The following is a 25,225-nucleotide window of genomic DNA, read 5'->3' on the forward strand; positions in this document are numbered from 1 at the left end:
GGGCCCCCGCATGCGGGGGCGGCCCCGGGGGGGGGGCGGGGGCACCCCCCCGTGGCCCCCCCCCCGGGGGGGGGGGGCCCCCGGTGAGGGGGGGGGCCCCCCCCGCCCGGTGCGCGTTTCATCGACAGGTCAAAGCCGAGAAGCCGAGAAGCCGAGAAAAGAAAGATGGTGCGTGTATGCCCAGGGCCCCGCGGATCAGCTCGAAGCCAGCCCATTCCGCGACGCACTGGAGTCACTCACCCCATGTCCCGCAACACCTCTCGGCGGGCCCGCACTGAAGCGCGCGCCCAGTCCTTCCGCTGTCTGCAGTGCGGTCTCGACGTATCGATGACCGCCCCCGGTACCGACCACCGCAACCACTGCCCCAACTGCCTGTGGAGCCGTCACCTCGACGACACCCCGGGCGACCGGGCCGCGGAGTGCGGCGCCCGGATGGAACCCCTCGCCATCTCCGTACGCGGAGACGGCGAATGGGTCCTCGTCCACCGCTGCACCCACTGCGGCGTCCTGCACGCCAACCGCACGGCGGGCGACGACAACGCCCTGCCGCTGACCCGGCTCGCGGTGCGCCCGCTCGCCCAGCCGCCGTTCCCGCTGGAGCGGCTCGGCGCGCTGTGAGGGTTTAACGCACCTTGGGCAGAGCCGCCGCCCGTGTGCCGGACCGCGGCTCGGGCTCCTTGTGCGGTGCGCACGCCGCGCGCCGCACAGGGAGCTTGCCCTCCAGGAGGTACGCCTCCATGTGGCCGTTGACGCACAGGTTGGGGCCGCCGCCGATGCCGTGCGTGCCCGCGTCGCGCTCGGTCACCAGGACCGAACCCCGCAGCCTGCGGTTCAGCTCCTGGGCGCCCGCGTACGGCGTCGCCGCGTCCCGCTCGGCGGCCAGGATCAGCGTCGGGGCAAGCTCGCCCTCGTCGGTGCGGACATCGAGCGGCTGCTGCTGAGGCGCGGGCCAATAGGCGCACGGCAGGTTCATCCAGGCGTTGTCCCAGGTCTCGAAGGGCGCCACGCGCGCGAGGCGCGAGTTGTCGCGGTTCCAGGTGTTGAAGTCCCTCGGCCAGGACGCGTCGTTGCACTCGACCGCGGTGTAGACCGCGTTGCCGTTCTCCTGCTCCTTGGCCGCCTTCGGCTCGGGCGCGGCCTGTTCGATCAGCGGCTTCGGGTTGCCCTTCAGATACGCGGAGAGCGCCGACGCACGGCTCGGCCAGTAGTCGTCGTAGTACCCGGCCTGGAGATACGCCGACTGCAGCTGACCGGGGCCGACCTTGCCGCCCGCGGGCTTGGCCGCCAGCTTGTCGCGCACCTTCTCGTAGCTCTTCATGACCGCTTCGGGCGTCTTGCCCAGGTGGTATGTCTTGTCGTGCTTGGCGACCCATGCGCGGAAGTCCGCCCAGCGGTGTTCGAATGCCGCGGACTGGTCGAGGTTGTTGCCGTACCAGATCTGCGCCGGGTCGGGGTTGACGGCCGAGTCGAACACCATGCGGCGCACGTGCGAGGGGAAGAGGGACGCGTACACGGCGCCGAAGTAGGTGCCGTACGAAGCGCCCATGAAGGTCAGCTTCTTCTCGCCGAGCGCCGCCCGCAGCACGTCCAGGTCACGGGCGTTGTTCAGGCTCGTGTAGTGCCGCAGCGCATCTCCGGTGCGCTTGGCGCAGCCCGCCGCGTACGCCTTCGCCTGCTCGATCCGCTCCAGCTTGTACCGGGTGTCGGGCTCGACCGGCGACTGGGTGGGGGCCTTGGCGAACTCCTTCGGGTCCTGGCAGGAGATCGGGGCCGAGCGGCCGACGCCGCGCGGGGCGTAGCCGACGAGGTCGTACGCCGCCGCGACGCGCTTCCACTCGGGCAGCACGCCGACCATCGGGAAGTACATGCCGGACCCGCCGGGACCGCCGGGGTTGAACACGAGGGCGCCCTGCCGTTTGACGGCCTTCCCGCGTCTTGGTTCGGCCCGTTGCGTGGCCTTGGTGCGGCTGACGGTCAGCTTGATCTGCTTGCCTTCGGGGTGCGCGTAGTCGAGCGGCACCGAGACCGTGCCGCATCTGATGGACGGGGGCAGGCCCTCCGCCGCCGGGCAGGCGCCGAAGCGGATGCCGGCCGTGGCCGCGCGCTGGGCGGCGACGAGCGTGCCGCGCGTCTCCGGGTAGGGGGTGGTGCCTGCCGCGGACGCGCTTCCCGTGGGGGCGGCGACGAGTGCGGTCAGGACCAACGATCCGGCGGTTCCGTAGAGGGCGGCTGCTGCTCTCATCGCTCTCCATCCCTTCATTCGGCCGTACATGATCGAACAAAAGGGATGATTCGTTCGGTAAATGGCGAAGTAAAGCACCGCCCCGCCGGTGTCGGCTCAATGACCCCGATGCGCCGCATCCCGGTGCGTCGTATCCCGGTGCGCGAAGGCCGCCCGCAGCTCCGGATCGGCGAGTGCGCGGGTGCCGCGAACCGCGACGGTGGTCAGATCGGAGCCGCCGCGTGCCGGGAGCGCGCGCAGGAGGTGCTGGCCCGCGGGCGATGCCCAGCGAGGGCAGGGGTGGATCTCCAGGCGGGTGATGGCGAGGCAGCTCGCGTTCAGGACGAGGGGCAGCGCGAACCAGAGCGCGACGGGCACCTCTCCCGGCGGCTCCTGCACGGGCATGAGTACCGCTGTCGCCCCCAGGGTGACCACCGCCGCCCCGGCCACCCACACCTGCCTGACCGCTCCCGCGACCCCCGACCAGGTGCCTTCCGGCAGGGCGAGGCCCGCCGTGACGAGGCGGTCGGCGAGCGCGCGCATGGCGTCGGTACCGGCCGCCGCCCGGCGCAGCGGCCCTATCGGCGACTGTCCCGCCGGCCCTATCGCGCCGAGCACGGAACGCTCCATGGCGTCGCCGCCCACCGGGTCGACCACCGTCGCCCAGCCGGTGTGCGCGAGCAGCAGACGCCGGGCGCGGGCCATGGAGAGAAGCGTGAGGTCGGTGACGCGTGCGGGGCCGCCGGCGAGGTACGCGGCTTCGTAGAGCGTCAGTTCATGGCGGTGCCCCGGGGCCGCGCCGTGCGACGCGGTGCGGTACGCGGAGAGGCAGAGCCGGGCGCAGGACAGGCCCGTGATGGCGCAGGCCAGGAGAAGGAGCGGCAGCCAGAACATGCCGGTGTTGTATGCGAGGGGGTGGGGGCGGCGCTACGGCTTATTCAGCATGCGGGACGCGGGAACGCGCCTTGCCGGACTTGTCAGGCTTGACGGGCTTCTCTGATCTCTCGGGCTTCGGCTTGGGGCGGGACGCGGGCGGTGGCAGCGGGAAAGTGGGGGAGGGCGACGGGGAGACCGGGGTCGCGGGGCCGGGGGAACCGACCGGGCCCGGCGGCGCGGGGGAGCGGGTGACGGGGGCGGGAGCAGCGCTCGCCGCGTCACGCGCCAGATCGTCGAAGTCGACCAGGCCGGTGCCCTCGAGGACCGTGATGTGGTCGAGCACCGTCGTGTTCGCGTCGTCGGCGAGTCTGCGCACCAGCGAGTTGCGGGTGGTCGCGCGGACCTCGGCGACCACCGAGAAGACCTTGCCGTGGGCCGCGCGCAGGATGTTGGCGAACTTCTCGTCGTACGGGGTGCCGTGCGCGTCGCTCAGCTCGGCGAGCCAGTGGCGCTGCTGGGGGTTGGGCTGGTTGGGCAGTTCGAGATCGAGCCGCGTCGCCACCTCCCGCACCCGCGCGTCCAGGAACGTATGGCCCTCGACGAGGTGTTCGCCCGCGGTCTGTACGGCCTTGGTCGTGCCGCGCTCCTCGGCCTGCTGCCCGGCGGGGAGCTCCCAGAGGCCGGCGAGCCGCACCTTGGTGATGAAGTCGCGGTCGAGCGCGGAGAGCGGGCCGAAGTCCGTCGCCACGGTCTCCGCGTCGAGTCTGTCCAGGGCGGTGCCGGACCTGTCCTCGTACGACCAGACGGGAAAGAGCAGCGCTGCCAGGGTCGCGACGAGTCCCGCCACGATGAGGCCGGTGCCGTTGATGGATCGCATGACGCCTCCTGTTGCGCCACCGCACGTTAGTGCGCCGCGAGGAGGTGCTTGCGGGTTACCGCCCGGAGTACGTCAACTGCCGTACGGGTAAGGGGCATCGGATGCGGGCGGACGCTGTTCTCAGGGGCGGCGGGCTAGGAACTGCCCCCTCCACCACCCCCGCAGCCGCCTCCACCGCCACCCCCGCACCACGCGATGGTGCCCGCCCCGGAGGCGCGTCGCCGATCGCCTGTACGGCGGGGCTGCGCATCACGCCGACGCGCAGCCAGTGCAGGGCGCCGCTCGGCGCGGCGGCGTGGGCCTGGAGCACGGCGCCCTCCACCGGGTTGCGTACCTCCGTCGACCGGATCGCGACGACGCCGGGGAACGCGACCACCAGGCGCCCGTCCTCGTGCAGGGCGGCGATCGCGGCGTCGGTGACCCGGCCGGGGCCGCCGGCGAGGAAGGCGGCCTCCAGGGGGTCGAAGACGGTTCCGTGCTGGGCGTCGGGCTGCGCAGGCGCGGCCCGTCGTACGCGAGAGACACCGACGAGGAGACCGGCCGTCGAGGCCACGACAAGTAAGCCGAAACAGACGGAGAGGATCTCCAAGGCTGCCGCCCCCTAGCCTCGTCGCAGCGCGAACCGCGCCGCCCGCAGCCACCGCGTGACCGGCCGCCCGTCCAGCGGCGCGGGTCCTGACCGCTCGAGCCACCACTGGGTCAGCCGGCCGCGTGCCTCCGCGTTCTCGGGCTCCCCGGCGAGCAGCAGATGCTCGGCGAAACGAAGGGCGTCGTGGCGGTAGCCGCCGGTCATCGGCCGGTACTGGGCGTACGAGAAGAAGTCGGTGCGGTACGTCGCGCCGATGATCTCCGGCAGTTCGGGCGCCACCTTCGCCACCACGTCGGCCCGCTTGGCGGTCAGCGCACGGCTCTGCACCTTCAGCCGCGCGTGGTCGAAGCCTTCTGGCGCGGGCGTCCCGGCGACGAGCGCGGAGAGCAGGGAGGTCTGCGCGAGGGCGGTGCGCTCGCGGGCGCCGGGGGGAGCGGGCAGCGAGTCGACGCGCGTGTCCGGCGGGGCCACGGGCAGCTCGCCGGAGGCCGTCACCCGCTTGCGTATCGCGTCCAGTTCCCGCTCGAGCTCCTCGGGCGCGGGGAAGTCCTCGTCGCGCTCGAGCAGGACACCCGGCGGGGTCACACGTGAGGCCAGGTCGGAGAGGATCTCCAGGACCGGCTCCGGTACGGGGTGGGCGTGGCTGTCGTGCCAGACGCCGTCCCGCTCGAAGCCGCCCGCCACGTGGACGTACGCGATGGCCTCGACCGGCAGCTCGTCCAGGGCCTTGGCCGGGTCCTCGCCGCGGTTGACGTGGTTCGTGTGGAGGTTGGCGACATCGATGAGCAGGCGTACGCCCGTGCGCTCGACGAGGTCGTACAGGAACTGCCCCTCGGTCATCTCCTCACCGGGCCAGGAGATCAGCGCCGCGATGTTCTCCACCGCGAGCGGCACCGGCAGGGCGTCCTGCGCGATGCGCACGTTCTCGCACAGCACGTCGAGGGCGTCGCGGGTGCGCGGGACCGGCAGCAGATGGCCCGCTTCCAGCGGCTGCGAAGCCGTCAGCGGGCCACCGGCGCGTACGAACGCGATGTGCTCGGTGACCAGCGGCGAGCCCAGGGCCAGGGCGCGCTCCCCGAGCGCGGCGAGCCGGGTCTCGTCGGGGCGCTCCGCGCCGCCGAGGCCGAGCGAGACGCCGTGCGGCACCACTGTCACACCGCGCTCGCGCAGCCGAAGCAGCGAGTCGGGGAGGTGGCCGGGGCACAGGTTCTCCGCGACCGCCTCCACCCAGTCGATGCCGGGCATCCGCTCCACGGCGTCCGCGATCTCCGGACGCCATCCGATTCCGGTCCCCAAGTGCTTCATGTTCCCCCTCCTCCGCCAAGACCCCGCGTCGTGCCCGTGTCTTGTGAACGCCCGTGTCGTGTGAGCGTGTGCCGGAGTCATGGCCCCGGCAGCCGCGGACGAACCCCTGGAGAGGGACGTTCAGAGCTACATTTGAGGTTCCGGCCTGTCCGTGTTGACCTCCCCTGGCGGCGGGGGCGAGGGCCGCGACGTGGTGGACACATCGCCGCTCGGCCCGGCGGGCGGCGGCTGGGGGGCGGGGCCTCCGGAGGGCGGGGGAGGACCGCTGGGGCTGGCCGTCGCGGTGGCGGCACCGCCGTTGGCGATGTCGTCGAAGTCGACGAGCCCGGTCGCCTCCAGCATCGTGATGTGGTCGAGGACCGTCTGGTTGGAGTCGGTGGCCAGCTGCCGGATCAGCGAGTTGCGGGTGCTGTCGCGCACCTGCGCGATCACCGCGAACACCTTGCCGTGCGAGGCGCGCAGCAGGTTCGCGAACTTCTGCTGGTACTCCTGCCCGCTCGCCGCTGTCAACTCCTGCAGCCAGCCCTGCTGTTGGGGGTTCGGCTGGTTCGGCAGCTCCACGTTGAGCTGCGCCGCGGCCGAACGGACCCGCTTGTCGAGATCCGTGTGGCCGACGATCAGATGGTCACCCGCCTCCTTGATCGCCTTGGTGGGCGCCCGCTCGACGGCCTGCTGTCCTGCGGGTATCTCCCACAGCCCGGCGAGCCGCACCTTCACCAGCAGATCACGGTCGGCCGCCGAGAGCGGACCCCACTGGGTGGCCACGGACCCGGCGGCCAGGTTGGCGGGCCCCGTGCCCGAACGGTCCGCGTAGGACCACATGGGGAACGCGAGCGCTCCCAGTGTGGCCACGAGTGCCGCGATGATCAGAGCCGTGCCGTTGATGCGCCGCAATGTGCCGTGCCTCTCTGCCCGTCGACCTGCCGTGGGGGCAAGCTACTTCCTGGTACCGGGAAGTACGGAAGAGGCGTGCGTGATGTTCAACGCAATGCCCTACCGGCGAGAGGTGCAACGCCCTACCGGGGAGAGCGGCCGAGCAGAGCCAGCATCTCGTCCAGCGGGGACGCCTCCTCCGGCGTGGGCAGGACCGGCGCGAACGCGGCGCCCGGGCCTCGGTGTTCGGGATCCTTCGGCACCCTGCGGGCGACCTCCAGGGCGGCGTCGACGACCGGCCGTGGCAGGTCGAGCCCGATGCCGAGGGTCGTCGCCACGTCCCAGGAGTGCACCGCGTAGTCGAGGAGATGGAAGCCGACGGCGAGCCGTCCGGTGAAGGTCCCGCCGAGCTCGGGAAGGGTGAAACCCCGCTCCGTCACGCCCTCTTCGGCGAACGCGGCCAGCACGTGGCGTACCGACTCCTCGTAGATCCGGAAGGGATCGCGGCCGAGGTCCGGCCCGATCCAGTACGTACGGTCGGCGCCCGCGCCCCGTGCCGCCGCCGCGAATCCGTGGTGCTGCGCGGTCATGTGCGCCACCAGGTCGCGCAGCGTCCAGCCGGCGCAGGTCGAAGGGCGGTTCCAGTCCGCCTCGCGGGCCACGCGCAGCAGGCGCAGCGATTCCTGGACGGCGGTGCTGTCGAGTGCGGTGAGGTCGGAGTCGGTCATGACGTCTTCACGTTCCCTCCGTGGTGCGAACGGCCCGGTCAGGCCAGGGAGTTGAGCTGGTCAGGAGTGCGCTCGCGGCGGCCCAGGCGGCGCCCGTGTCGAGCCGGTCCGCCGTCCAGGTGGTGGCGCGCATCGCGCCGCGGTCCCGGTGCGCGCGGACGATGCGCAGGTGGTCGGGGCGCCCGACGAACGCGTGCAGTGACCGCTCGTCGGCCCAGATCGACACGGACCCCGAGCGCTTGCGCCACGCGTCGGCCCAGAGCCACATGCCGAGGGCGCCGGGCGTCCGTGGCCAGGTCCGGCGCAGCCGTAGCCCCGCCAGGGCGATCGGGAGGGTCTGGGTGTGCCGGTGGGCGGTGAACTCGGTGACGCTCACCAGGACGGGGCCTGGCGCGTGTGTCTCGGGGCCCGCCTGCCAGGACGTACGCACGATCGATGAAGGCATGCGTCGAGCATAAATGTAAGCGAACGGTCGTGCTACTAGTTTGGCGTGACTGTGTGAGAGGCAACACGCTCAGCGGTCAGGGGAGTTGAGGCACCAGTGACGCATCCGTCGCCGCCGCACGCAGACGTGCCGTGATGGCGGTGCTCGCCCTGCGGTACGTGTCCGGTTCGCCGTGCAGCACCGAGTGCGCGTTTGCCGTCTCCATCAGGGCGATGAGTTCGAAGGCGAGCTGGGGGACATCGGTGTCCGGGCGTAGTTCGCCCGTGTCGAGGGCCTCGGCGAGGCAGCGCTCCACCTGGCCGGTCCAGTCGCGGTTGGCGTGGGCCAGCGCGTCGTGCACCGCTCCCTCGCGGGCGTCGAACTCGGCGATCACCCCGTAGAAGAAGCAGCCGCCGGGAAAGATCCGCTGCCGGGAGTAGTCGAGCCAGGACGCGCACAGCTGCCACGCCCTGCCGAGGCCGGGGGGCGCCTTCCGGGCCGGTTCCACCACCGTGTCCAGGAAGATGCGCCCGGCGGCGCGGATGGTGGCCAGCTGCAGCTCTTCCTTGGAGCCGAAGAGCGCGAAGACCCCGCTCTTGCTGAGCTTCAGCTCCGTGGCGATACGGCCGACCGACAGGGCGTCCAGGCCCTCGACCGACGCGATGTCGACCGTGCGGCGCAGGACGAGACGCCGGGTCTGGTTGCCGCGTTGGACACGGCCGTCGAGCTTGGTGGCGGCCGAGGCTTCGGCCTTGCTGCCCATCTCGGCCTCCTCAGCGCAGGGCGGGGTGATCGGCGACCACGGTGCAGGAACCGGGTGCGATCTCCGTGAAGCCCGCGTCCCGCACCACCGGCAGGCCGCTCGCCACGAGTTCGCGCCACAGCGCGGCGTCCGGGGTGCGTACGGAGAGCGGGAAACCGGCGTCCCGCCAAGCCGTGCGCTCCTCGTCCGACAGCTCCCACCATGCCAGTTGGGCGCCGTGCCCCGCCTGTGCCATGGCCTTGCCCGCCGACATGTCGACATCGGGACTCATCCACAGGACGGGCGCGGTCGGGTCCGCGGGCAGCGGCTCCTCCGGGTCGTCAAGGTCGGTTCCCGACACCTGGAGCTTGGCCAGCTCCTTGGGCCAGCCGTCCAGCGGCACCGGCGGGAAGACCCGTACCTCGGCGGCCTTGCCGGTGACCGTGATCCCCGGCAGCGCCGAGGCCTTGCGCCACTCGGCGCCGCGAGCGCGCCGCACCACCTTGCGGATCCGGGCGTCCTGCCAGTCCCGCATGGCCTGCGCCCACTCGCCGTCCCCGATGGACCGCTCGTCCGCGAGCATGACGAGCACCGCGCGGGCCGCGGTCTCCAGGGCGTCCGTACGGTGCGGGGGCTCGGCGCGCTCGATGCGCGCGACCAGCGGCAGCACGAACTGCGGCGCCTCGTCGCGTGGCGTCGGCTCCACCCGGAAGGGGCTGTCCTGGGCGTCTTGGGTGTCCTGGGTGACCTGCGGGTCCTGGCTGTACTGCGGCTCGGGGTTCCCGGCGTTCTGCTCGCTGCTCACCCGCCCAGTCTGCCAGCCCGCCGGGCGGAAGATCGGGCCGGCCGGAGGCTTTGCCTCTTGTCTCCGCTCCCGGGCCCCTGCGCGAGGATGGCCGCATGGACAGCGATCTTGCGGAGCCCGTACTGCGGCTCGACGGGGTGGGGCGGCGCTACGGCAGGGGCGGCCCGTGGGTGCTGCGTGACGTCGGGCTCGGCCTACGCGCGGGCACGCTGGCGCGGATCGAGGGCGCGAACGGCACCGGCAAATCGACCCTGCTGCGGTTGCTCGCCGGGATCGACGCCCCTACGGAGGGCCGCGTCACCGGACGGCCGCGCACGGCGTACGTCCCCGAACGCTTCCCGGCGGCGCTGCCGTTCACCGCCGTCGGCTACCTCACGCACCTGGGCCGCATCCACGGCCTGGCCAAAGCCACGGCCGCACGGGCCGCGGAGGAGTGGCTCGAGCGCTTCGGGGCCGGGAGTTACGCGCGTACGCCGCTGTCGGAACTGTCCAAAGGCAGCAGTCAGAAGGTCGCCGTGGCGCAGGCGTTCCTCGCGGGACCCGAGCTCCTGGTCCTCGACGAGGCGTGGACGGGCCTGGACGCGGCAGCCCGCGACGAACTCGACCGGGCTGTCGCCGAGCGGGTCGTGGAGGGAGGCGCCGTGGTGTTCGTGGACCATGACCCGCGCAGGCTCGCGGGGGCGGTGGATGTGACGTACGCGGTGGTGGGTTCGGCGGTGAACACCCTTACGGGGGAAGGCAATTCACGGGAAGCCATGGCTTCCCGTGAAGCACCTTCGGTCATGATCGAGGTGCAAGGTCCGCCGGGAGCGGCGCCGCCACCTGTGCCGGGCATCGTCACCGGGCACTCCGCGCCGGACGGGGTGCTGCGCCTGACGGTGGCGGCGACGCACTCGGACGCCGCGTTGCGCGAGCTGCTGATGGCGCGTCCGCCGTGGCATGTGGTGTCGGTGTCGGGGCCGCCCGGCTCGGGGCCCGTCCCGGAGCCCGAATCCGCCGAAATCTCCGCCGTGCCCGCCGCCCGGCCCACCGCCGGCGAGGTGCGGGACCGGTGAACGCCCTGCTGCACTATCAGTCCGCCCTCCTGCTGCGCTCCCAGCGCTGGCTCGCTCCCGTCATCCTGTACGCCGCGTTCCTCGCCGTCGGCGTACAGAGCGGGCAGCCCGTCCTTGACTCCCTCGCGTACGCCGCCGCCGCACTGCTGCCCGTCGCCGCCTGGATGGTGCGGATCTGCGTGACCAACGAGCCGCCTGCCGCCCGCAGTTGCGCCGCCGCGGCGACCGGGCCCTGGCGGGCGCAGCTGGCCTGCCTGCTCTCCGCGTTCCTCGCGTCGGCCGCGTTCGGCGCCGTGGCGACCCTCGCCGTGGCGGTGATCAGCGACCCGGCGAGCACCGATCACCGGACGGCGGTGAACCGGATCGCCGCGGGCGGTGCGGGGCTGCTGGCCATGCTGGTGAGCGCGCTCCTGGGCACGGCCATCGGCGCCGCCACCAGCCGGCCGCTGCTGCGCTCGCCCGGCCGGGCGATCCCGGCGATGCTGCTGGCCTCGCTGCTCGCCCTGGTGACCACGGGCTCCCCCGCGAAGGCGGCCCTGACCGGCCTCGTCACGGGGTCGAGGGACGGGGCGGTTCCGGTGCTGCTGCTGCCGGTCGCGGGGGCGGCGTTGCTCGCGGTGGCGGCGGTGGGGGCGGCCTGCGGGCTGGCTTCGCGGCGGGGGTGAGGTCTCCGGGACGGGGCCCGGGTGGTGCTCAGCCCGAGCAGGCGGTGCGCTGAGCCTCGTGCCACTCGCACACGGGGCACAGGGTCACGCCCTTGTGCGACTCCGGGTACTCGGTGGGCTTTTGGCACAGCACGCACTCGGCGAACGGGCCCTGAGCGGCGCTGCCCGCACCGCCCGCGCCCTTCATGCCATCTGTGTCGTCCATACGGCCAGCCTAGCCGCGGACGGGGGCCGCCTTCCTGATCTGCTCCGACACCCGCACGAACCGGAAGCCGCGCTCGCGCAGCTTCGGGACGATTCTCCGCAGCGCCCGTTCCGTCGTGGGCGCCGCGCTGCGGGTGCAGTGCATGACGACGACCGAACCGGGGCGTACCCCTTCGAGCACCTGCCGGGCCACCGCGCCGGCGTCGGTCGCGAAGGCGTCGCCGCTGACCACGTCCCACTGCACGGCGGTGACGCCGCCCGGAGCCAGGGCCCGCAGCGCCCGCTTGTCGTAGCAGCCGCCGGGGAAGCGGAAGTAGGGCACCGGGTGCTCGACGCCCGCCTTGCGGAAGGCGGTGAAGGCGCGCTCCATGTCGGCACGCATGCGGTCGGCGGGGACGGTGGGCAGGCCGTAGCAGTGGTCGGTGAAGGCGTAGTGGCTGTACGAGTGGTTGGCGACCTCGAAGAGCGGATCCCGGCCGATGTCCTTGGCCTGCGCCGGGTACTCCTCGGCCCACCGCCCCGTCATGAAGAACGTCGCGGGCACCTTCAGGCGGCGCAGGGTCGCCACCAGCGCCGGATTGTCGAACCGCTCACCCGACGCCGCCCGGGGACCCTGATCGGCGGTCATGTCCGCGTCGAAGGTGAGGGCGACGGAGGGGGCGGCGGAGGCCGGGGTGCGGGGGGCGTTCTTGAAGACGGGGGTGAGGCCGGCGGGGCCTGGGGCGAGGGTCGGCGGGCGGGGCGGGGTACTCGCCGTGAGCCGGGCGGCGTGCTCGCGGGCGCCCGGCGCGGGGTCGTCACCGCAGGCGGTGAGCGTGGTGAGCGCGGCGAGGGTGCATGCGGCGAGGGCGCAGGTGGTGGTCAGTCTGCGTGCCAGAGGGATCATCCGGCGAACATATCGGTAGAAATAGGATGAAATGCCGAACGCTGAGCCGCACTGCCCCGGACGGCCGAATCACCGCCCGCCCGGCCCCCCGCCCGGCCCTCGCCCCGCCGCACCCCCTCACCAGTCGTGCACGCCCCCGTCCCGCAGCCGGTTCACCGGCAGGTACTTGCGCTCGTAGGGGAAGCGCGCCGCGGCCTCCTCGTCGAACTCGACGCCGATGCCGGGCTCGTCCCCCGGGTGCATCAAGCCGTCCTCGAAGCGCCAGGACGTCGTGAAGACCTCCTCGTATCCCGGCATGTGCTCCATGTACTCCTGCATCCCGAAGTTGGGCACGGACAGGTCGACGTGGAGCGCGGCGGCGAAGGACGCGGGGGAGAGGTCGCCCGCGCCGTGCGAGCCGGTGCGCACCCCGTACAGCTCCGCAAGCGCGAAGATCTTGCGCAGATGGCTGATGCCGCCCGCGTGTGAGACCGACGTACGGATGTAGTCGATCAGCCGGTTGGTGATCAGATACTGGCAGTCCCAGATCGAGTTGAAGATCTCGCCGACGGCCAGCGGCGTCGTGGTGTGCTGCCGGATGAGGCGGAAGGCCTCCTGGTCCTCGGCCGGGGTGGGGTCCTCGATCCAGAACATCCGGTACGGCTCAAGGGACTTGCCGAGGCGCCCCGCCTCGATGGGCGTCAGCCGGTGGTGCGCGTCGTGCAGGAGCTGGAATCCGTAGCCGAACTTCTCGCGGACCGCGGCCATGTAGGTGGGGACGAAGTCCAGATAGGCACCGGTGTCCCAGACCTCCTCGGTGGGCAGCGCGCCGTCCGCCGGCTCGTACGTGACGCCGTCGCCCTTGCGCATGCCGTAGACCCGCTCAAGGCCGGGCACCGCCGCCTGGGCACGCACCGCGCGAAAGCCGCGGTCGAGGAACTTCCGTACATCATCGAGGAGTTGAGGGACGGTGTTGCCGCTCGCGTGTCCGTAGACCGTCACACCGTCCCGTGCCGCGCCGCCGAGCAACTGGTAGACGGGCAGGCCCGCGACCTTGCCCTTGATGTCCCACAGCGCGACGTCGACGGCGGCGATCGCGGTCATCGTGACGGGGCCGCGCCGCCAGTACGCGCCTTTGTAGAGGTACTGCCAGATCTGCTCGATGCGGTCCGCGTCCTGTCCGATGAGGGTGGGGCAGACGTGGTCGCTCAGATACGAGGCGACCGCGAGCTCACGGCCGTTGAGGGTGGCGTCGCCGATACCGGTCACGCCGTCGGACGTGGTGACCTTGAGGGTGACGTAGTTGCGGCCGGGGCTGGTGACGAAGACCTCGGCGGCGACGATGGTGGCGGCCATGCCTGGACTTCCTTTCGTGCGGAGTTATTTTGGATGGAGGGAGGCAGGGGCTAGCGGCGGACGGCTCGGAGCGCTTCGCTCAGCGCCGCGTCGATCCCGTACGGCGTCGCCAGCGCGGTGGCGTACTCGGCCACCAGCGCGGTGAACTCGGCGTCGGCCGCGGCCTGTTCGGGCAGGATGCCGCCCGACTCGACCAGTACCCGCGCCGCCTTCGCCGGACCGCCCGCTCCCGCCGCGAGCGCGCGCAGCCGTGCCGTCGCCGGATCGAGTACGGTGCCGAGCGCCGCCTCGTCATAGGCGTCGGGTCCGCCGGTGACGACCCGGATGTAGGCCGCGACACCGAGCGCGAGAACCGGCGGGACCCGCCCGGCGCGGAGGTTCTCCCCGATGGCGCCGGCCCAGCGCACCGGAATCTTCAGGGAGCCGTCGGAGCCGACCTGCGCCGTATGGTGACCGAGCGCCGGATTGGCGAACCGGCCCAGCAACTCATCGACGTACGAAGGGCCGTTGACGTCATCCGGCAGGGTCAGCGTCGGCAGGATCTCGTCGGTCATCGCGGCGCGTACGGCCGCGCCGGTCAGGTCGTCGCTCACCGCCTGGTCCATCCGGGGCAGGCCGCGCAGCAGGCCGAAGTAGGCGAGCAGCGAGTGGGCGCCGTTGAGGAGGCGCAGCTTCATCAGTTCGTACGGCGCCACATCCGTGGTGAAGACGGCCCCCGCCTCCTCCCACGCGGGGCGCGACGCGCGAAAGTCGTCCTCAAGGACCCACAGGCGGTACGGCTCGGCGGCCACCGGCACGGTGTCGCGTACGCCGAAGCAGCGGGCCACCAGCGCGCGGTGCTCGTCCGTGGTGGCGGGCACGATGCGGTCCACCATGGTGCTCGGCGTGGACACCGACGCGGCGAAGTACGCCTGGAGGTCGTCGCGTTCGGGGCCGGGCAGGGCTCCGATGAACTCGTCCAGGAGCGCGCGCAGATGCCCGCCGTTGTCCATCAGGTTGTCGCAGGTGAGCAGGGTGACCGGCAGGGCGTGGGAGCGCAGCCGGAGCTGCAGGCCGCGTACGAGGAGACCGAGCGCCGTCACCGGGTCGCCGCTCCCCGTGAGGTCGGAGCGGACCGCCGGGTCGTCGAGATCGAGTGAACGGCCGTCCGGGGCAAGGGAGTAGCCCTTCTCCGTGACGGTCAGCGAGACGATGCGGGTGGCGTCGGAGCCGATGGCCGCGACCACCTCGGGCGCCTGCTGGGCGGCGAGCAGCCCAGGGTGGTGGACGCCCGGCACCTGGGCGGCCACCTGCTGGCCGTGACCCAGCGTCAGAACCGTATAGAGCTCGTCCTGTTGGGCCATGCCGTCGATCACGGGGTGCGAGCTGCGCCCACGCCCGGTGGCAACACCCCTGATTCCCCAGGGGCCTTCGCTGTGCCGCAGCGCCTCTGCGGTGTAGACGGCCTGGTGGGCCCGGTGGAAGTTGCCCAGCCCCAGGTGGACGATGCCCGCAACGGGAGCGAGCGGCGGGCGCCTGACTCCGGGGACGGGCAGGCGGCTGCGGGCGAGCCGGGGGAGGGCGGGGACCGCACCGGCCGCGGAAAGGTCAGCCACGGGCAGGCCCCTCCTGTCCGGCGACCGCCACCGTCAGGCCCGGCTCGACCAGCACCTTCAACTGGCCCCGGTCCGTGAGCGCGGCCGTCAGCGCCGTGTCCGCATCGCCCAGCGGGAACGACGCCGTCACCAGGGTTTCGAGCCGGATACGCCACGCCCCCGCGAGCGCGATCGCCGCCGGGAAGTCACCCGCGTACCGGAAGGCGGTGACCAGCGACATCTCCTGGCGCTGCATCCAGGCGAGCGGCAGTTCGGTCACCGGGGCCGAGGGGTTGCCGACGACGACCGCCGTGCCGCCGGGCCGCAGCGCGCGGATCGCGCCGACGAGCGCGCCCCCGTTGCCGGAGCAGTCGAGCGCCACGTCGAAGCCGTCCGGATCGGCGAGGGCGCTCGCCCTGGCCGGGTCGGGGGTCAGCTCCGCCGCGCCGACCGTCTCGGCGGCGCCCAGTTCGGCGGCGTGCCGCAGCCGCGCTTCGGCCACGTCGGACACCGTCACGGACGCGGCCCCGGCGGCCAGCGCCACCTGGAGGACGAGCAGCCCGATCGGCCCGGCGCCGGTCACGAGCACCCGGTCGCCCGGCACAAGCCCCGCCCTGCGCACGGCGTGCACGGCGACGGCCAGGGGCTCGATCAGCGCGCCATGGCGTACGTCCATCGAGGCGGGCAGCGGGTGGACGAAGTCCTCCGGGACGACGAGATACTCGGCCAGGGCGCCGTCGGTGGGCGGCGAGCCGAAGCACGTGCCGCGCGGGCAGAGGTTGTAGCGGCCCTCGCGGCACAGCGCGCATCGGCCGCAGGGGTGGGCGGGTTCGACGGCGACCGGGGTGCCGACCGGGTGCGCGTCGGCGCCGGGGCCCCGCGCGAGGACCGTGCCGCTCGGTTCGTGGCCGAGGACGGTCGGCGCGCGTAGCACGTTGGGCCCGTTCTCGCCGTACGCGTAGTAGTGCAGGTCGGAACCGCACAGGCCGACTGCGGCGACCCGCACGAGGACCTCGCCAGGACCCGGCACGGGCACCGGCCTCTCCTCGACGCGCAGGTCCTTCGGCCCGTGCAGGACCGCGGCGCGGTGGGTCTTCGTCTCCTCGGTCACGAGGGCATCCGTTTCTCTTGGTCTTCCGGTCTTCCGGTCTTTCGGCGCAACTGTCAGGGTCCGTCCGCGCGTCAGCGGATCGGCAGCGGCTCCACCCGCTGGATCACGAACGCGTAGGTCAGCGCGCCGACCACGGAGAGCGCGCCGGATACGAGGAGCGGGACCAGGTAGGAGCCTCCGGACGCGGCGAGCAGGAAGCCCGTGACGATCGGCCCGAGCGCCCCGGCCACGTTCGACGCGAAGTTCTGGATCCCGGCCAGGGATGCCACGTGGCCCGGCGTCGGCGCCACGTCGGCGGGCAGTGAGGCGACGCTCGCCGTGGCGAACGTCAGCGAGGCGTAGCTGACCGAGAGGAGGGCGAGCGCACCTGCCGCGGTCGGCACGACGACCGCCAGGGCGATCACCGAGGAGCAGAGCGTGCCGCTGATCAGGCACGTCTTGCGGACCTTGGTGGTGGACCAGCCCTTGCGGAGCAGCCGGTCGGCCGTCCAGCCGCCGGCCAGGCTGCCGAGGATGGCGACCAGGCCCGGGATGGTGCCGAAGAAGCCGAGGCTCAGGAGGTCGAAGCCGCGCTCGTCGACGAGGTAGCTGGGGAACCAGGTGATGAAGAAGTAGATGACGTAGTTGAGGCAGAAGAAGCCGAGCATCATGCCCCAGACCGTGCGATAGCGGAACAGGTCTCGCCAGCGCAGCGTCTTGGTGTCCTCCGAGGCCTCGGTCCGCGTGTCCCCCGTCGTGTCTTGCGCCGTGTCCCCCGTCTTCTTCTGTGGCTCGAAGCGGGCGCCGCCGCCCTCGATGTACTCCCGTTCCGCGGCCGTCACCTTCGGGTGGTCCTCCGGCTCGTGGTACCAGCGCAGCCAGGCGGCGATCCAGACGAAGCCGAGCAGACCGCAGACGATGAACGCGGCCCGCCAGTGGAAGGCCGAGACGATCGCGGTGACCAGGGGCAGCGCGATGGCGGTGCCGACGCGCGCGCCGTTGTCCCAGACGCTGTTGGCCAGGGTGCGCTCGCGCCGCGGGAACCAGCGGGACACGGCCTTGGCGGGCGCCGGATACCCGGCGGCCTCACCGGCCCCGAGCAGCATGCGCGCGCCGACCAGGGTGCCGACTCCGCGTACGAGTCCCATGGCGATGGTGGCGATGGACCACCAGATCGCCCCGATCGCGAAGACCCGCTTGACGCCGAACTTGTCCAGGGCGGCGCCCGCGGGCAACTGGCATATCGCGTACGTGATGAAGAAGGCGCTGAGGACGAAGCCCTGGATCTCCGGGCCGATGTGCAGGTCCTTGGACATGGCGGGCAGCGCCACGCTCAGCGTCGAGCGGTCCAGGTAGTTGACCGCGAGGCCGCCGAAGCAGAGCGCCACGATGCCCCACCGGACGTTGTGCCCCCGGCCGCGCGGCCGGGGCGGTCCGGTGTCGGCGCTCCCTTGCGCGGGAGCCACCTCTGCTGCGGCTTTCTGCTGGAGGCCCTCAGTGGCCGGCTTCGTCGTCATCGGACTCCTTTGTACGAGGGACGGGCAGGGGCGGCTCGGGCGGCTCCCGGAGCAGCACCCTTTCTACCTGCGGCGGAGCTACCATACAAGGCTTGTATGGTAGTGATTTCCGAGTGCGGGTGAGAAGCTGGCCCCATGGACCGCCGACCGTCACAGACCCCCAGTGCCGCTTCCCCCGCCCGCGAAAGCGCCCCCGCGCCCGCCCGTGAATCGGTCCGCTCGCGCGTGCACGGGATCCTGCGCGGTCAGATCACGTCGCTCGAACTCCCCCCGGGCAGCCCGCTGTCGGAGAACGAGCTGGCCAACGAGCTCCAGGTGAGCCGTACTCCGGTGCGCGAGGCGCTGATCCTGCTCGGTGAGGAGGCGCTGGTCGACGTCTTCCCGAAGCTGGGCACGTTCGTCTCCCGCATCAGCGTCCCGGCGGTGATGGAGGCTCAGTTCGTGCGCGAGGCGATCGAGTTGGCCGCCCTGCGCGAGGCGGTCAAGCGGTCCGAAGCACAGGACATCGCTGACCTGCGGGCCATCCTCGACCTCCAGCGCGAGGCCTGCGCTGCGGGCGACACGGACACGTTCTTCGGCCTGGACGAGGCGTTCCACCGCCGTCTGATGGAGGCCAGCGGGCACCGTACGCTCTGGCGCACCGTCACCACCGCCAAGGCCCACCTCGACCGCGCACGCCGCCTCAGCCTGCCGCTGCCGCATCGGGTGGAGACGCTCATCGAGGAGCACGCGGCGGTGGTCGACGCGCTGGAGGTGCGGGAGGACGCGGCGGCCGTGGGGGCGCTGCGCGGCCATCTCCAGGGCGTCTTCGACGACATCGGCACGATCAGGGCGCGACACCCCGGCCTGTTCGCGACGGACGGCGACGACTCGGCGCCGGTGCGGCGGCGGGTGCATCCGGGAGTGCGCGGCCAGGGCTGACCCAGGGACAGTCGTAGCCCCTGGTTTCTTGGGCGCCAATTTTGGAGCATCCGCTCCAGAACGTGTTAGCGTCCTGCCCGTAAGTTCTAGAGCGACTGCTCCATAACGGGGCGGTTACATGCTCGGACGCTCGGACGGCGATCAGGAGGAACCCCATGCCGCCTGCGGTGTACATAGTCGGGCTCGGCATCTTCACCCAAGGAACCTCGGAGTTCATGCTCTCCGGCCTCCTGCCGGGCATGGCCGCCGACCTGGGAGTCTCGATCCCGGACGCCGGGCTGCTGATCTCGGCCTTCGCGATCGGCATGGTCGTCGGGGCGCCGCTGCTCGCGGTGGCCACCCTGAGCTGGCCGCGCCGGACCGCGCTCGTCTCCCTCCAGGCGGCCTTCGTCGTCGCCCACGTCATCGGCGCCCTCGCGCCCGGCTACGGGGCCCTGTTCGTCACGCGCGTGGTCAGCGCCCTGGCGTACGCGGGGTACTGGGGCGTGGCCGTGGCCACCGCGGTCGCGCTCGTGCCGGCGGCGGCCAAGGGGCGTGCGGTCGCCGTCGTGGCGGGCGGGCTGACCCTGGCCACGGTGGTCGGCGTACCTGCGGGCACGGTCCTGAGCCAGTACTCCAGCTGGCGCGCCGCGTTCTGGGCGGTGGCGGCGGCCACCGCGGTGAGCCTCGTGTGCACGCTGCTCGTCGTCCCCGGCGTCCGTGCCGCATCCGGCCATGCGTCGGTCAAGGAGGAGCTGCGCGGCATGGCGCGACCCCAGCTCTGGCTCTCGTACGCCGTCACGGCCTTCACCTTCGGCGCGGTCATCGTGACCTTCAGCTACCTCGCGCCGCTGCTGACCGAGGTGAGCGGAGTGTCCGATGGATGGGTGCCCGCCGTGCTCGCGCTGTTCGGCGTCGGCGGGATGCTGGGCCTGTTCATCGGCGGACGCACGGCCGAGGCGAACCCCCTGCGGACGCTCGGCCTCGGGCTCGGCGCGCTCGCCGTCTTCTCCGCGCTGCTCGCGCTGACCGCTCGCTCGGCGGTCGTCGTGATCGGTCTTGTCTTCCTGCTGGGCCTGGCCGGGTACGTCACCAATCCGGCCCTCCAGTCACGTGTGTTCACCCTCGCCCCGGGCGCCCCGACGCTGGTCGGCGCCACCAACACGGCCGCGTTCAACGTCGGCAACACCGTGGCCCCGCTCCTGGGCGGCATGACCATCGACGCCGGACTCGGCTACGCGTCCGTGGCCTGGGTCGGCGCCGCGCTCGCCACTGCCGGGGCCGCCGCCGTGCTCTGGGCGGCGCGGCTCCAGCGGGCGGAGCGGGAGGCCGTGACGGCGCCACGGGAACGTATGCCGGTGTCCGGATGAGGGCGCGAACCCGGCGTCGGAAGTGTCGCCGCCATGTTTTGTACGCATGTTCCAAAACCCGTACTGTGGGGACATGGCCAGGCCAAGAGAGTTCGACGAGGAGCGCGTCGTCACCGCGGCGATGCAGACGTTCTGGCGGCACGGTTACGAGGGCACATCGACGCGCGCGCTGTGCGACAGCACCGGACTCGGCCCCTCCAGCCTCTACAACACCTTCGGCGGCAAGCGTCAGCTCTATCTGCGGGCTCTGCGGCGCTACTACGAGACGAGCACCGCAGAGCAGATCGAGATCCTGCGCGGCGAGGGCACGGCCAAGGAGCGGCTGCGGGACATGATGATCCACGCCCTTGACGCCGACCTCGACGAGACGGACGGACGCGGCTGCTTCGCGATCAACGCGGCCGTCGAGATCGGCGGGCTCGACCCGGAGGTCAGGGAAGCGGTGCGGCTCAACTTCGACCGGGTGGAGGAGGAGCTGCGGGCGGTCGTGGCGACCGGAATCCGCACGGGCGAGCTGCCCTCCACCGCGGACGTGGAGGCGGACGCGAACGCGCACGCGCGGACCATCGCCCGCCGTGTGCAGAGTACTTACTACGGCCTCCGCGTCCTGGCCCGCGTACAGGACGACCGCCAGGCGCTGCTCGACACGGTGGAGAGCACGCTCGCAGGTCTCTGACCGGCGGCCGGCCGGGCTTCAGCGGGGATCCGCGACCCGCGTGGCGATGGTCCGCGCGCACTCGATGGACTCCACCCGCGTCGAGTCCACCTCCACGTCGTAGCGCACGCCCTGGTGCACGAGGTCCGCCTGCGCCGCCGCCATCCCCGGCACCCGGTCGCCCCGCGCGATCTCACGCCCGGCGGCCACCGCGCCCTCGCACCTGACCCCGACCCACAGCACCCCGAGGCCCGTCAGCGCCTTCCGCCAGCGCTCCTGGGACGCCGCCCCGCCGAGGAACACCTCGTCGACGACGATCCGGGCACCCGCACGGGCCATCGCGGCGACGCCCTCGATCCAGGCCGCCTCCAGCTCCCGGAACTCAGGGCCCACGACCACCTCGCCGTCGGTGCCGAAGTCGATCCCCGCGTCCGAGGACTTCAGGGCCCTGGGCAGCGCGTCGACGAACGTGTCCACGCTGAGGGACAGCCAGGGGTCCGGCAGCACCTGCTGCAGGCACCGGGCGATGCCGGACTTTCCCGAGCTGGAACCGCCGTTGAGCACGATCACTTGAGTCGTCACGGCGTGACAGTAGATCCCTGGGCCCGCCGTAGGCCAAACGAATTATCGCGGGGAGCGGAAATCGATCGCCTGTTCACGCGAAGTATCCCCAGAAGTAGTCCTGGCTGATTGGATGTCCGGCGCCACACCAGCCCTACCAGTCACAACGACACCAGCCCTACCAGTCAAGACGACAACAACACCCCCCACTCACAGGAGATTCAGTGCCGCACCCAGCGCCGCGCAGGCCCCGCGCCACCGCGATGACCGCCGCGATGTCCGCCGCGATCACCACCGCGCTCGCCGCCGCCATGCTCGCCGCCGTCGCCCCGTCCGCGACCGCCGCCGACGCGCCTGCCGCCTCTGTCGACACTCCCGCACTCAAGGTGCTCTCGTACAACACCTTCCTGATGAGCAAGACCCTGTACCCCAACTGGGGCCAGGACCACCGCGCCAAGGCGATCCCGGCCGCGGACTTCTTCCAGGGCAATGACGTCGTCGTACTCCAGGAGGCCTTCGACAACTCCGCGTCCGACGCGCTCCAGGCCAACGCCAAGGGCCGCTATCCGCACCAGACCCCCGTCATGGGCCGCGGCAAGAGCGGCTGGGACGCCACCGGGGGCGCGTACTCCTCGGTGAGCCCGGAGGACGGCGGGGTCACCGTCCTGAGCAAGTGGCCGATTCAGCGCAAGGAGCAGTACGTCTACAAGGACGCCTGCGGCTCCGACTCGTACTCCAACAAGGGCTTCGTCTATGCCCAGTTGGACGTCAACGGCACGAAGGTGCACGTCGTGGGCACCCACACCCAGTCCACCGACCCGGGCTGCGGCTCCGGCGAGGCGGCGGCGACCCGCGCCCTCCAGCTCAAGGAGATGGACGCCTTCCTGGACGCCAAGAAGATCCCGGCGGGTGAACAGGTCATCGTGGCGGGGGACTTCAATGTCGACTCCCACAGCGGCGAGTACGCCTCGATGCTCACGGACGGCGGCTTCGAACCCGCCGACAGCCGTACGGGCCACCCGTACTCCTTCGACACCCAGGACAACTCCATCGCCGCCGAGCGCTACCCGGACGACCCGCGCGAGGACCTGGACTACGTCCTGCACCGCAAGGGCCACGCCCGCCCGGCCGCCTGGCGCAACGAGGTGGTCAAGGAGCAGAGCGCGCCCTGGACGGTCTCCAGCTGGGGCAAGCAGTACACCTACACCAACCTGTCCGACCACTACCCGCTGATCGGTTCCTGACAGCCCTCGGACAGCCCACGGACAGTGCCCGGCAGCGGGGTGCGCGGCGGTCCGCCGCGCACCCCGTCCGTCCGGTCAGGTTCTGTGCCAGGGCCCCGTCACCGCGAACGTGGTGCCGGGCGTGTAGCAGTTCACGTACATCGTGTCGTGGTCCGGCGAGAAGCAGACGCCCGCGAACTCGCCCCACTCGGGCTCCTGCGGGGTGCCGATGTTCTGCCAGCCGCGGGCCATCGCGTAGACCTCGCCGCGCCGCGTGAGGCCGTACACATGCTGCGCGCCCCCGCCGTCCTCGGCCACCATCAGACCGCCGCTGGGCGCGAGGCAGATGTTGTCGGGGGACTCGCCCGGCAGCTGGATGTCGGTGCTCGGACCGAAGACGATCACCAGGGTGAGCCGGCGCTTCGTGGGTTCGTAGCGCCAGATCTGCCCGAAGTGGTCGGCCGCCGAGCCCTCCGCGCTGTGCGCGAACGACGACACGAAGTAGACCGAACTCCCGCCCCAATAGCAGCCTTCGAGCTTCTGGGCGTGGGTGATGCCCTTGGGGCCGAAGTCCTGGTTCCTGATGGGCGTCTGGGCCGCGAGCGGGTCCGGTACGTCGACCCATTCGATGCCTTCGAAGCTCGCGCCCGTCTCCTGGATCGCGGACAGGTCGGGCACCCCCGGCACCCGCATGGCCTGCAGCTTGCCGCCCGCGCGGAGCGAACCCCGGCCGCCCTCGGGCTTCTTGGGCAGGAAGCGGTAGAAGAGGCCGAAGGGCTTGAGGAAGGCGTCCTCGGTCTCGTAGACGACGCCCCGCCGGGGATCGACGGCGATCGCCTCGTGCTGGAAGCGGCCCATCGCGGTGAGCGGCACGGCCCCGGTGCGGCGCGGGTCGACGGGATCGACCTCGAAGATGAAACCGTGGTCCTTGGTGTAGCCGTTCGTGCCTGCCTTGTCCTCGGTCTCCTCGCAGGTCAGCCAGGTTCCCCAAGGGGTCGGACCGCCCGCGCAGTTGACCGCGGTCCCGGCGATCGCGACGCGCTCGCCCAGGACGTTGTTGTCGCGGTCGAGCGAGAGCGCCGTACAGCCGCCCTTGCCCATCGGGTCGTAGGTGATGCCCTCGATCGTGGGCACCGGGATCTTTCCGGTGACGCGGTTCTCGTGGTTGCGTACGAGATGGACGCCGCCGCGCTTGCCGCCGAACGTGGCCATGCCGTCGAAGTTGCTCGGCACCTTGCCCTCACCGGACAGCAGATCGCCGCCCTCCCGTGAGAGCACCTTGTAGCGGAAACCTTTCGGCAGATCGAGCAGTCCGGCGGGGTCGGGCACCAGCGGCCCGTACCCTCCCTTGCCCTGCGCGGCAGCGCTCCCCGCGAAGAGTTCCGTGAGCGCGCCGGTGAAGGCGATGCCCGCACCCACCGCACCGGTACGGGCTAGCACTTGACGTCGTGTCGTGGACATACAGGTCGACCTCCTGCTGGCGGACAGGAACATGACCGGATGTGTGTACCACGCGCCCTGGTGCGCGGGAACCACGCGCGTAGCACCGAGTCGCCGAAGCCCCTCTACTGCGCGCCTGCTGATCCCCTGCTGATCCCCTGCTGCTCGCCCGCAGATCCCCTACTGCCCGACGAGTCCCTTGGCGTCCCGCGCGAGTGCCGTGAGCCGCGAGATGGCCCGGAAGTATTTCTTCCGGTAGCCGCCGTTCAGCATGTCCTCGCTGAACAGACGGTCGAAGGGGACGCCCGACGCGAGCACGGGGACCTCGCGGTCGTACAGGCGGTCGGCGAGCACGACAAGGCGCAGCGCCGTCGACTGGTCGGGAACGGGCGTCACCTCGGTGAGGCAGACGGCCCGCAGCCCGTCGGTGAGCGCGCCGTACCGGCTGGGGTGGACGCGCGCGAGGTGGTCGAGCAGATGCGGGAAGTCGTCGAGGCTGGCCCCCTCCGTCGCGTACGCGGCCTTGGTGACCTGCTCCTCCGAGTACGGAGCGGGCGCCTCGGGAAGCCCACGGTGGCGGTAGTCGTCGCCGTCGATGCGCAGGGCCTTGAAGTGGGCGGACAGGCCCTGGATCTCGCGCAGGAAGTCGGCGGAGGCGAAGCGGCCCTCGCCCAGCTTGCCCGGCAGGGTGTTCGACGTCGCGGCGAGGGCCACGCCCTCCTCGACGAGCCGCGCGAGCAGCGACGAGACGAGGACCGTGTCGCCGGGATCGTCGAGCTCGAACTCGTCGATGCAGAGCAGCCGGTGCCCGCTGAGGGTGCGCACGGTCTGCTGGAAGCCAAGCGCGCCGACGAGGTTCGTCAGCTCGACGAAGGTGCCGAACGCCTTCTGCGCGGGCGCGGCGGGCGTCGCGTGCCAGAGGGAGGCGAGGAGGTGGGTCTTGCCCACGCCGTAGCCCCCGTCGAGGTAGACGCCGCGGGGTCCCGTGGGGGCCGCGGGCCTGGCGCGGCCGAACCAGCGCTTCTTGCCCGTGCCGGACGCGTGCGCCCCGCCCAGACCGGCCGCGAAGCCGCTCAGGACCCGCACGGCCTCGGGCTGGCTCGGCTGGTTCGGGTCCGGGATGTACGTATCGAAGCGGACGGAGTCGAAGCGCGGCGGCGGCACCATCTCGGCGACCAGACGGTCGGCGGGGACGTGGGGCTCGCGGGCGCACAGCGACAGGGGAGCCGCTTCGGCTATCGGACTTTGCCCGGGGGCGGCGGAGGAGGACGACACGGTTCCTAACTCTAAGGGCCGTGCAAGACTGCTGG

Annotated in this window: 26 protein-coding genes; 7 read left to right on the forward strand and 19 right to left on the reverse strand. The window is 72.0% G+C overall.

The window, feature by feature from the left end:
* Positions 1-243: 243 nt before the first annotated feature.
* Entirely contained in the window at positions 244-618 is a 375-nt protein-coding gene (locus ACGFX9_RS11380) for an RNHCP domain-containing protein (RefSeq protein ID WP_363309969.1), read from the forward strand.
* 4 nt (positions 619-622) lie between these two features.
* Here the strand turns inward: ACGFX9_RS11380 and ACGFX9_RS11385 are convergent, their stop codons facing one another.
* The 10 genes from ACGFX9_RS11385 to ACGFX9_RS11430 form a co-directional block, all read right to left on the reverse strand.
* Positions 623-2,242, reverse strand: coding sequence for an alpha/beta hydrolase (locus tag ACGFX9_RS11385; RefSeq protein WP_393468546.1), 1,620 nt, complete (start codon positions 2,240-2,242; stop codon positions 623-625).
* A 96-nt stretch (positions 2,243-2,338) separates the two neighbouring features.
* Positions 2,339-3,115: a TIGR04222 domain-containing membrane protein gene (locus tag ACGFX9_RS11390; protein WP_393468548.1), complete on the reverse strand. Its 777-nt coding sequence runs from the start codon at positions 3,113-3,115 to the stop codon at positions 2,339-2,341.
* Positions 3,116-3,155: 40 nt separating this feature from the next.
* Positions 3,156-3,974 (reverse strand): DUF4142 domain-containing protein, encoded by an 819-nt coding sequence (locus ACGFX9_RS11395; protein ID WP_393468550.1) that lies wholly within the window; start codon positions 3,972-3,974, stop codon positions 3,156-3,158.
* Between the two features lie 55 nt (positions 3,975-4,029).
* Entirely contained in the window at positions 4,030-4,563 is a 534-nt protein-coding gene (locus ACGFX9_RS11400) for a TIGR04222 domain-containing membrane protein (protein WP_393468552.1), read from the reverse strand.
* Positions 4,564-4,575: 12 nt separating this feature from the next.
* The gene (locus tag ACGFX9_RS11405; RefSeq protein WP_393468555.1) at positions 4,576-5,868 is read right to left on the reverse strand and encodes a DUF692 domain-containing protein; all 1,293 of its coding nucleotides are present in this window, start codon (positions 5,866-5,868) and stop codon (positions 4,576-4,578) included.
* Between the two features lie 126 nt (positions 5,869-5,994).
* On the reverse strand, positions 5,995-6,762 hold the full coding sequence (locus tag ACGFX9_RS11410) for a DUF4142 domain-containing protein (RefSeq protein ID WP_393468558.1): 768 nt from the start codon (positions 6,760-6,762) through the stop codon (positions 5,995-5,997).
* Between the two features lie 122 nt (positions 6,763-6,884).
* Entirely contained in the window at positions 6,885-7,469 is a 585-nt protein-coding gene (locus ACGFX9_RS11415; protein WP_393468561.1) for a TIGR03086 family metal-binding protein, read from the reverse strand.
* A gap of 7 nt (positions 7,470-7,476) precedes the next feature.
* Positions 7,477-7,914 (reverse strand): hypothetical protein, encoded by a 438-nt coding sequence (locus ACGFX9_RS11420; protein WP_393468563.1) that lies wholly within the window; start codon positions 7,912-7,914, stop codon positions 7,477-7,479.
* A 76-nt stretch (positions 7,915-7,990) separates the two neighbouring features.
* Positions 7,991-8,656: a TetR/AcrR family transcriptional regulator gene (locus ACGFX9_RS11425; RefSeq protein WP_393468565.1), complete on the reverse strand. Its 666-nt coding sequence runs from the start codon at positions 8,654-8,656 to the stop codon at positions 7,991-7,993.
* A 10-nt stretch (positions 8,657-8,666) separates the two neighbouring features.
* Positions 8,667-9,341 (reverse strand): aminoacyl-tRNA hydrolase, encoded by a 675-nt coding sequence (locus ACGFX9_RS11430; RefSeq protein WP_393470380.1) that lies wholly within the window; start codon positions 9,339-9,341, stop codon positions 8,667-8,669.
* A 194-nt stretch (positions 9,342-9,535) separates the two neighbouring features.
* On the opposite strand from ACGFX9_RS11430, the gene ACGFX9_RS11435 reads away from it, so the two are divergent.
* Positions 9,536-10,495 carry an ATP-binding cassette domain-containing protein gene (locus ACGFX9_RS11435; protein ID WP_393468568.1) on the forward strand — a complete coding sequence of 320 codons (960 nt, stop codon included), beginning with the start codon at positions 9,536-9,538 and terminating at the stop codon, positions 10,493-10,495.
* Positions 10,492-11,160: an ABC transporter gene (locus ACGFX9_RS11440; protein ID WP_393468571.1), complete on the forward strand. Its 669-nt coding sequence runs from the start codon at positions 10,492-10,494 to the stop codon at positions 11,158-11,160. Before ACGFX9_RS11435 ends, ACGFX9_RS11440 begins: the two co-directional genes overlap by 4 nt.
* 28 nt (positions 11,161-11,188) lie before the next feature.
* Here the strand turns inward: ACGFX9_RS11440 and ACGFX9_RS11445 are convergent, their stop codons facing one another.
* The 6 genes from ACGFX9_RS11445 to ACGFX9_RS11470 all read right to left on the reverse strand — a co-directional run bounded on the left by ACGFX9_RS11445 (position 11,189) and on the right by ACGFX9_RS11470 (position 17,766).
* Positions 11,189-11,365 carry a hypothetical protein gene (locus tag ACGFX9_RS11445; RefSeq protein WP_393470553.1) on the reverse strand — a complete coding sequence of 59 codons (177 nt, stop codon included), beginning with the start codon at positions 11,363-11,365 and terminating at the stop codon, positions 11,189-11,191.
* Between the two features lie 9 nt (positions 11,366-11,374).
* On the reverse strand, positions 11,375-12,250 hold the full coding sequence (locus tag ACGFX9_RS11450) for a polysaccharide deacetylase family protein (RefSeq protein ID WP_393468574.1): 876 nt from the start codon (positions 12,248-12,250) through the stop codon (positions 11,375-11,377).
* Between the two features lie 117 nt (positions 12,251-12,367).
* Entirely contained in the window at positions 12,368-13,585 is a 1,218-nt protein-coding gene (gene manD / locus ACGFX9_RS11455) for a D-mannonate dehydratase ManD (protein WP_393468578.1), read from the reverse strand.
* 50 nt (positions 13,586-13,635) lie between these two features.
* Positions 13,636-15,180 (reverse strand): mannitol dehydrogenase family protein, encoded by a 1,545-nt coding sequence (locus ACGFX9_RS11460; protein ID WP_393468581.1) that lies wholly within the window; start codon positions 15,178-15,180, stop codon positions 13,636-13,638.
* On the reverse strand, positions 15,173-16,270 hold the full coding sequence (locus ACGFX9_RS11465) for an NAD(P)-dependent alcohol dehydrogenase (protein WP_393468585.1): 1,098 nt from the start codon (positions 16,268-16,270) through the stop codon (positions 15,173-15,175). Before ACGFX9_RS11465 ends, ACGFX9_RS11460 begins: the two co-directional genes overlap by 8 nt.
* A 71-nt stretch (positions 16,271-16,341) precedes the next feature.
* The gene (locus tag ACGFX9_RS11470; RefSeq protein WP_393468589.1) at positions 16,342-17,766 is read right to left on the reverse strand and encodes an MFS transporter; all 1,425 of its coding nucleotides are present in this window, start codon (positions 17,764-17,766) and stop codon (positions 16,342-16,344) included.
* A 135-nt stretch (positions 17,767-17,901) separates the two neighbouring features.
* On the opposite strand from ACGFX9_RS11470, the gene ACGFX9_RS11475 reads away from it, so the two are divergent.
* From ACGFX9_RS11475 to ACGFX9_RS11485, 3 genes are all read left to right on the forward strand, one after another.
* Positions 17,902-18,687 carry a GntR family transcriptional regulator gene (locus tag ACGFX9_RS11475; RefSeq protein WP_393468591.1) on the forward strand — a complete coding sequence of 262 codons (786 nt, stop codon included), beginning with the start codon at positions 17,902-17,904 and terminating at the stop codon, positions 18,685-18,687.
* 155 nt (positions 18,688-18,842) lie between these two features.
* On the forward strand, positions 18,843-20,036 hold the full coding sequence (locus ACGFX9_RS11480; RefSeq protein ID WP_393468594.1) for a Cmx/CmrA family chloramphenicol efflux MFS transporter: 1,194 nt from the start codon (positions 18,843-18,845) through the stop codon (positions 20,034-20,036).
* 73 nt (positions 20,037-20,109) lie between these two features.
* The gene (locus tag ACGFX9_RS11485; protein WP_393468597.1) at positions 20,110-20,712 is read left to right on the forward strand and encodes a TetR/AcrR family transcriptional regulator; all 603 of its coding nucleotides are present in this window, start codon (positions 20,110-20,112) and stop codon (positions 20,710-20,712) included.
* Between the two features lie 18 nt (positions 20,713-20,730).
* On the opposite strand, the gene cpt is transcribed toward ACGFX9_RS11485, so the two are convergent.
* A complete protein-coding gene (gene cpt / locus ACGFX9_RS11490) occupies positions 20,731-21,273 on the reverse strand; it encodes a chloramphenicol phosphotransferase CPT (protein WP_393468600.1) in 543 nt (180 codons plus the stop codon).
* A 242-nt stretch (positions 21,274-21,515) separates the two neighbouring features.
* On the opposite strand from cpt, the gene sph reads away from it, so the two are divergent.
* A complete protein-coding gene (gene sph / locus ACGFX9_RS11495; RefSeq protein ID WP_393470384.1) occupies positions 21,516-22,496 on the forward strand; it encodes a sphingomyelin phosphodiesterase in 981 nt (326 codons plus the stop codon).
* 75 nt (positions 22,497-22,571) lie between these two features.
* Here the strand turns inward: sph and ACGFX9_RS11500 are convergent, their stop codons facing one another.
* Together ACGFX9_RS11500 and zapE are read right to left on the reverse strand one after the other, a co-directional pair.
* Complete coding sequence (locus ACGFX9_RS11500) at positions 22,572-23,936, reverse strand: alkaline phosphatase PhoX (protein ID WP_393468603.1); 1,365 nt, start codon at positions 23,934-23,936, stop codon at positions 22,572-22,574.
* Between the two features lie 159 nt (positions 23,937-24,095).
* Positions 24,096-25,190: a cell division protein ZapE gene (gene zapE, locus ACGFX9_RS11505; RefSeq protein ID WP_393468606.1), complete on the reverse strand. Its 1,095-nt coding sequence runs from the start codon at positions 25,188-25,190 to the stop codon at positions 24,096-24,098.
* Positions 25,191-25,225 lie beyond the last annotated feature (35 nt).

Source organism: Streptomyces sp. NPDC048436 (genome assembly GCF_043200355.1).
In the GTDB taxonomy this organism is placed as follows: Bacteria; Actinomycetota; Actinomycetes; order Streptomycetales; family Streptomycetaceae; genus Streptomyces.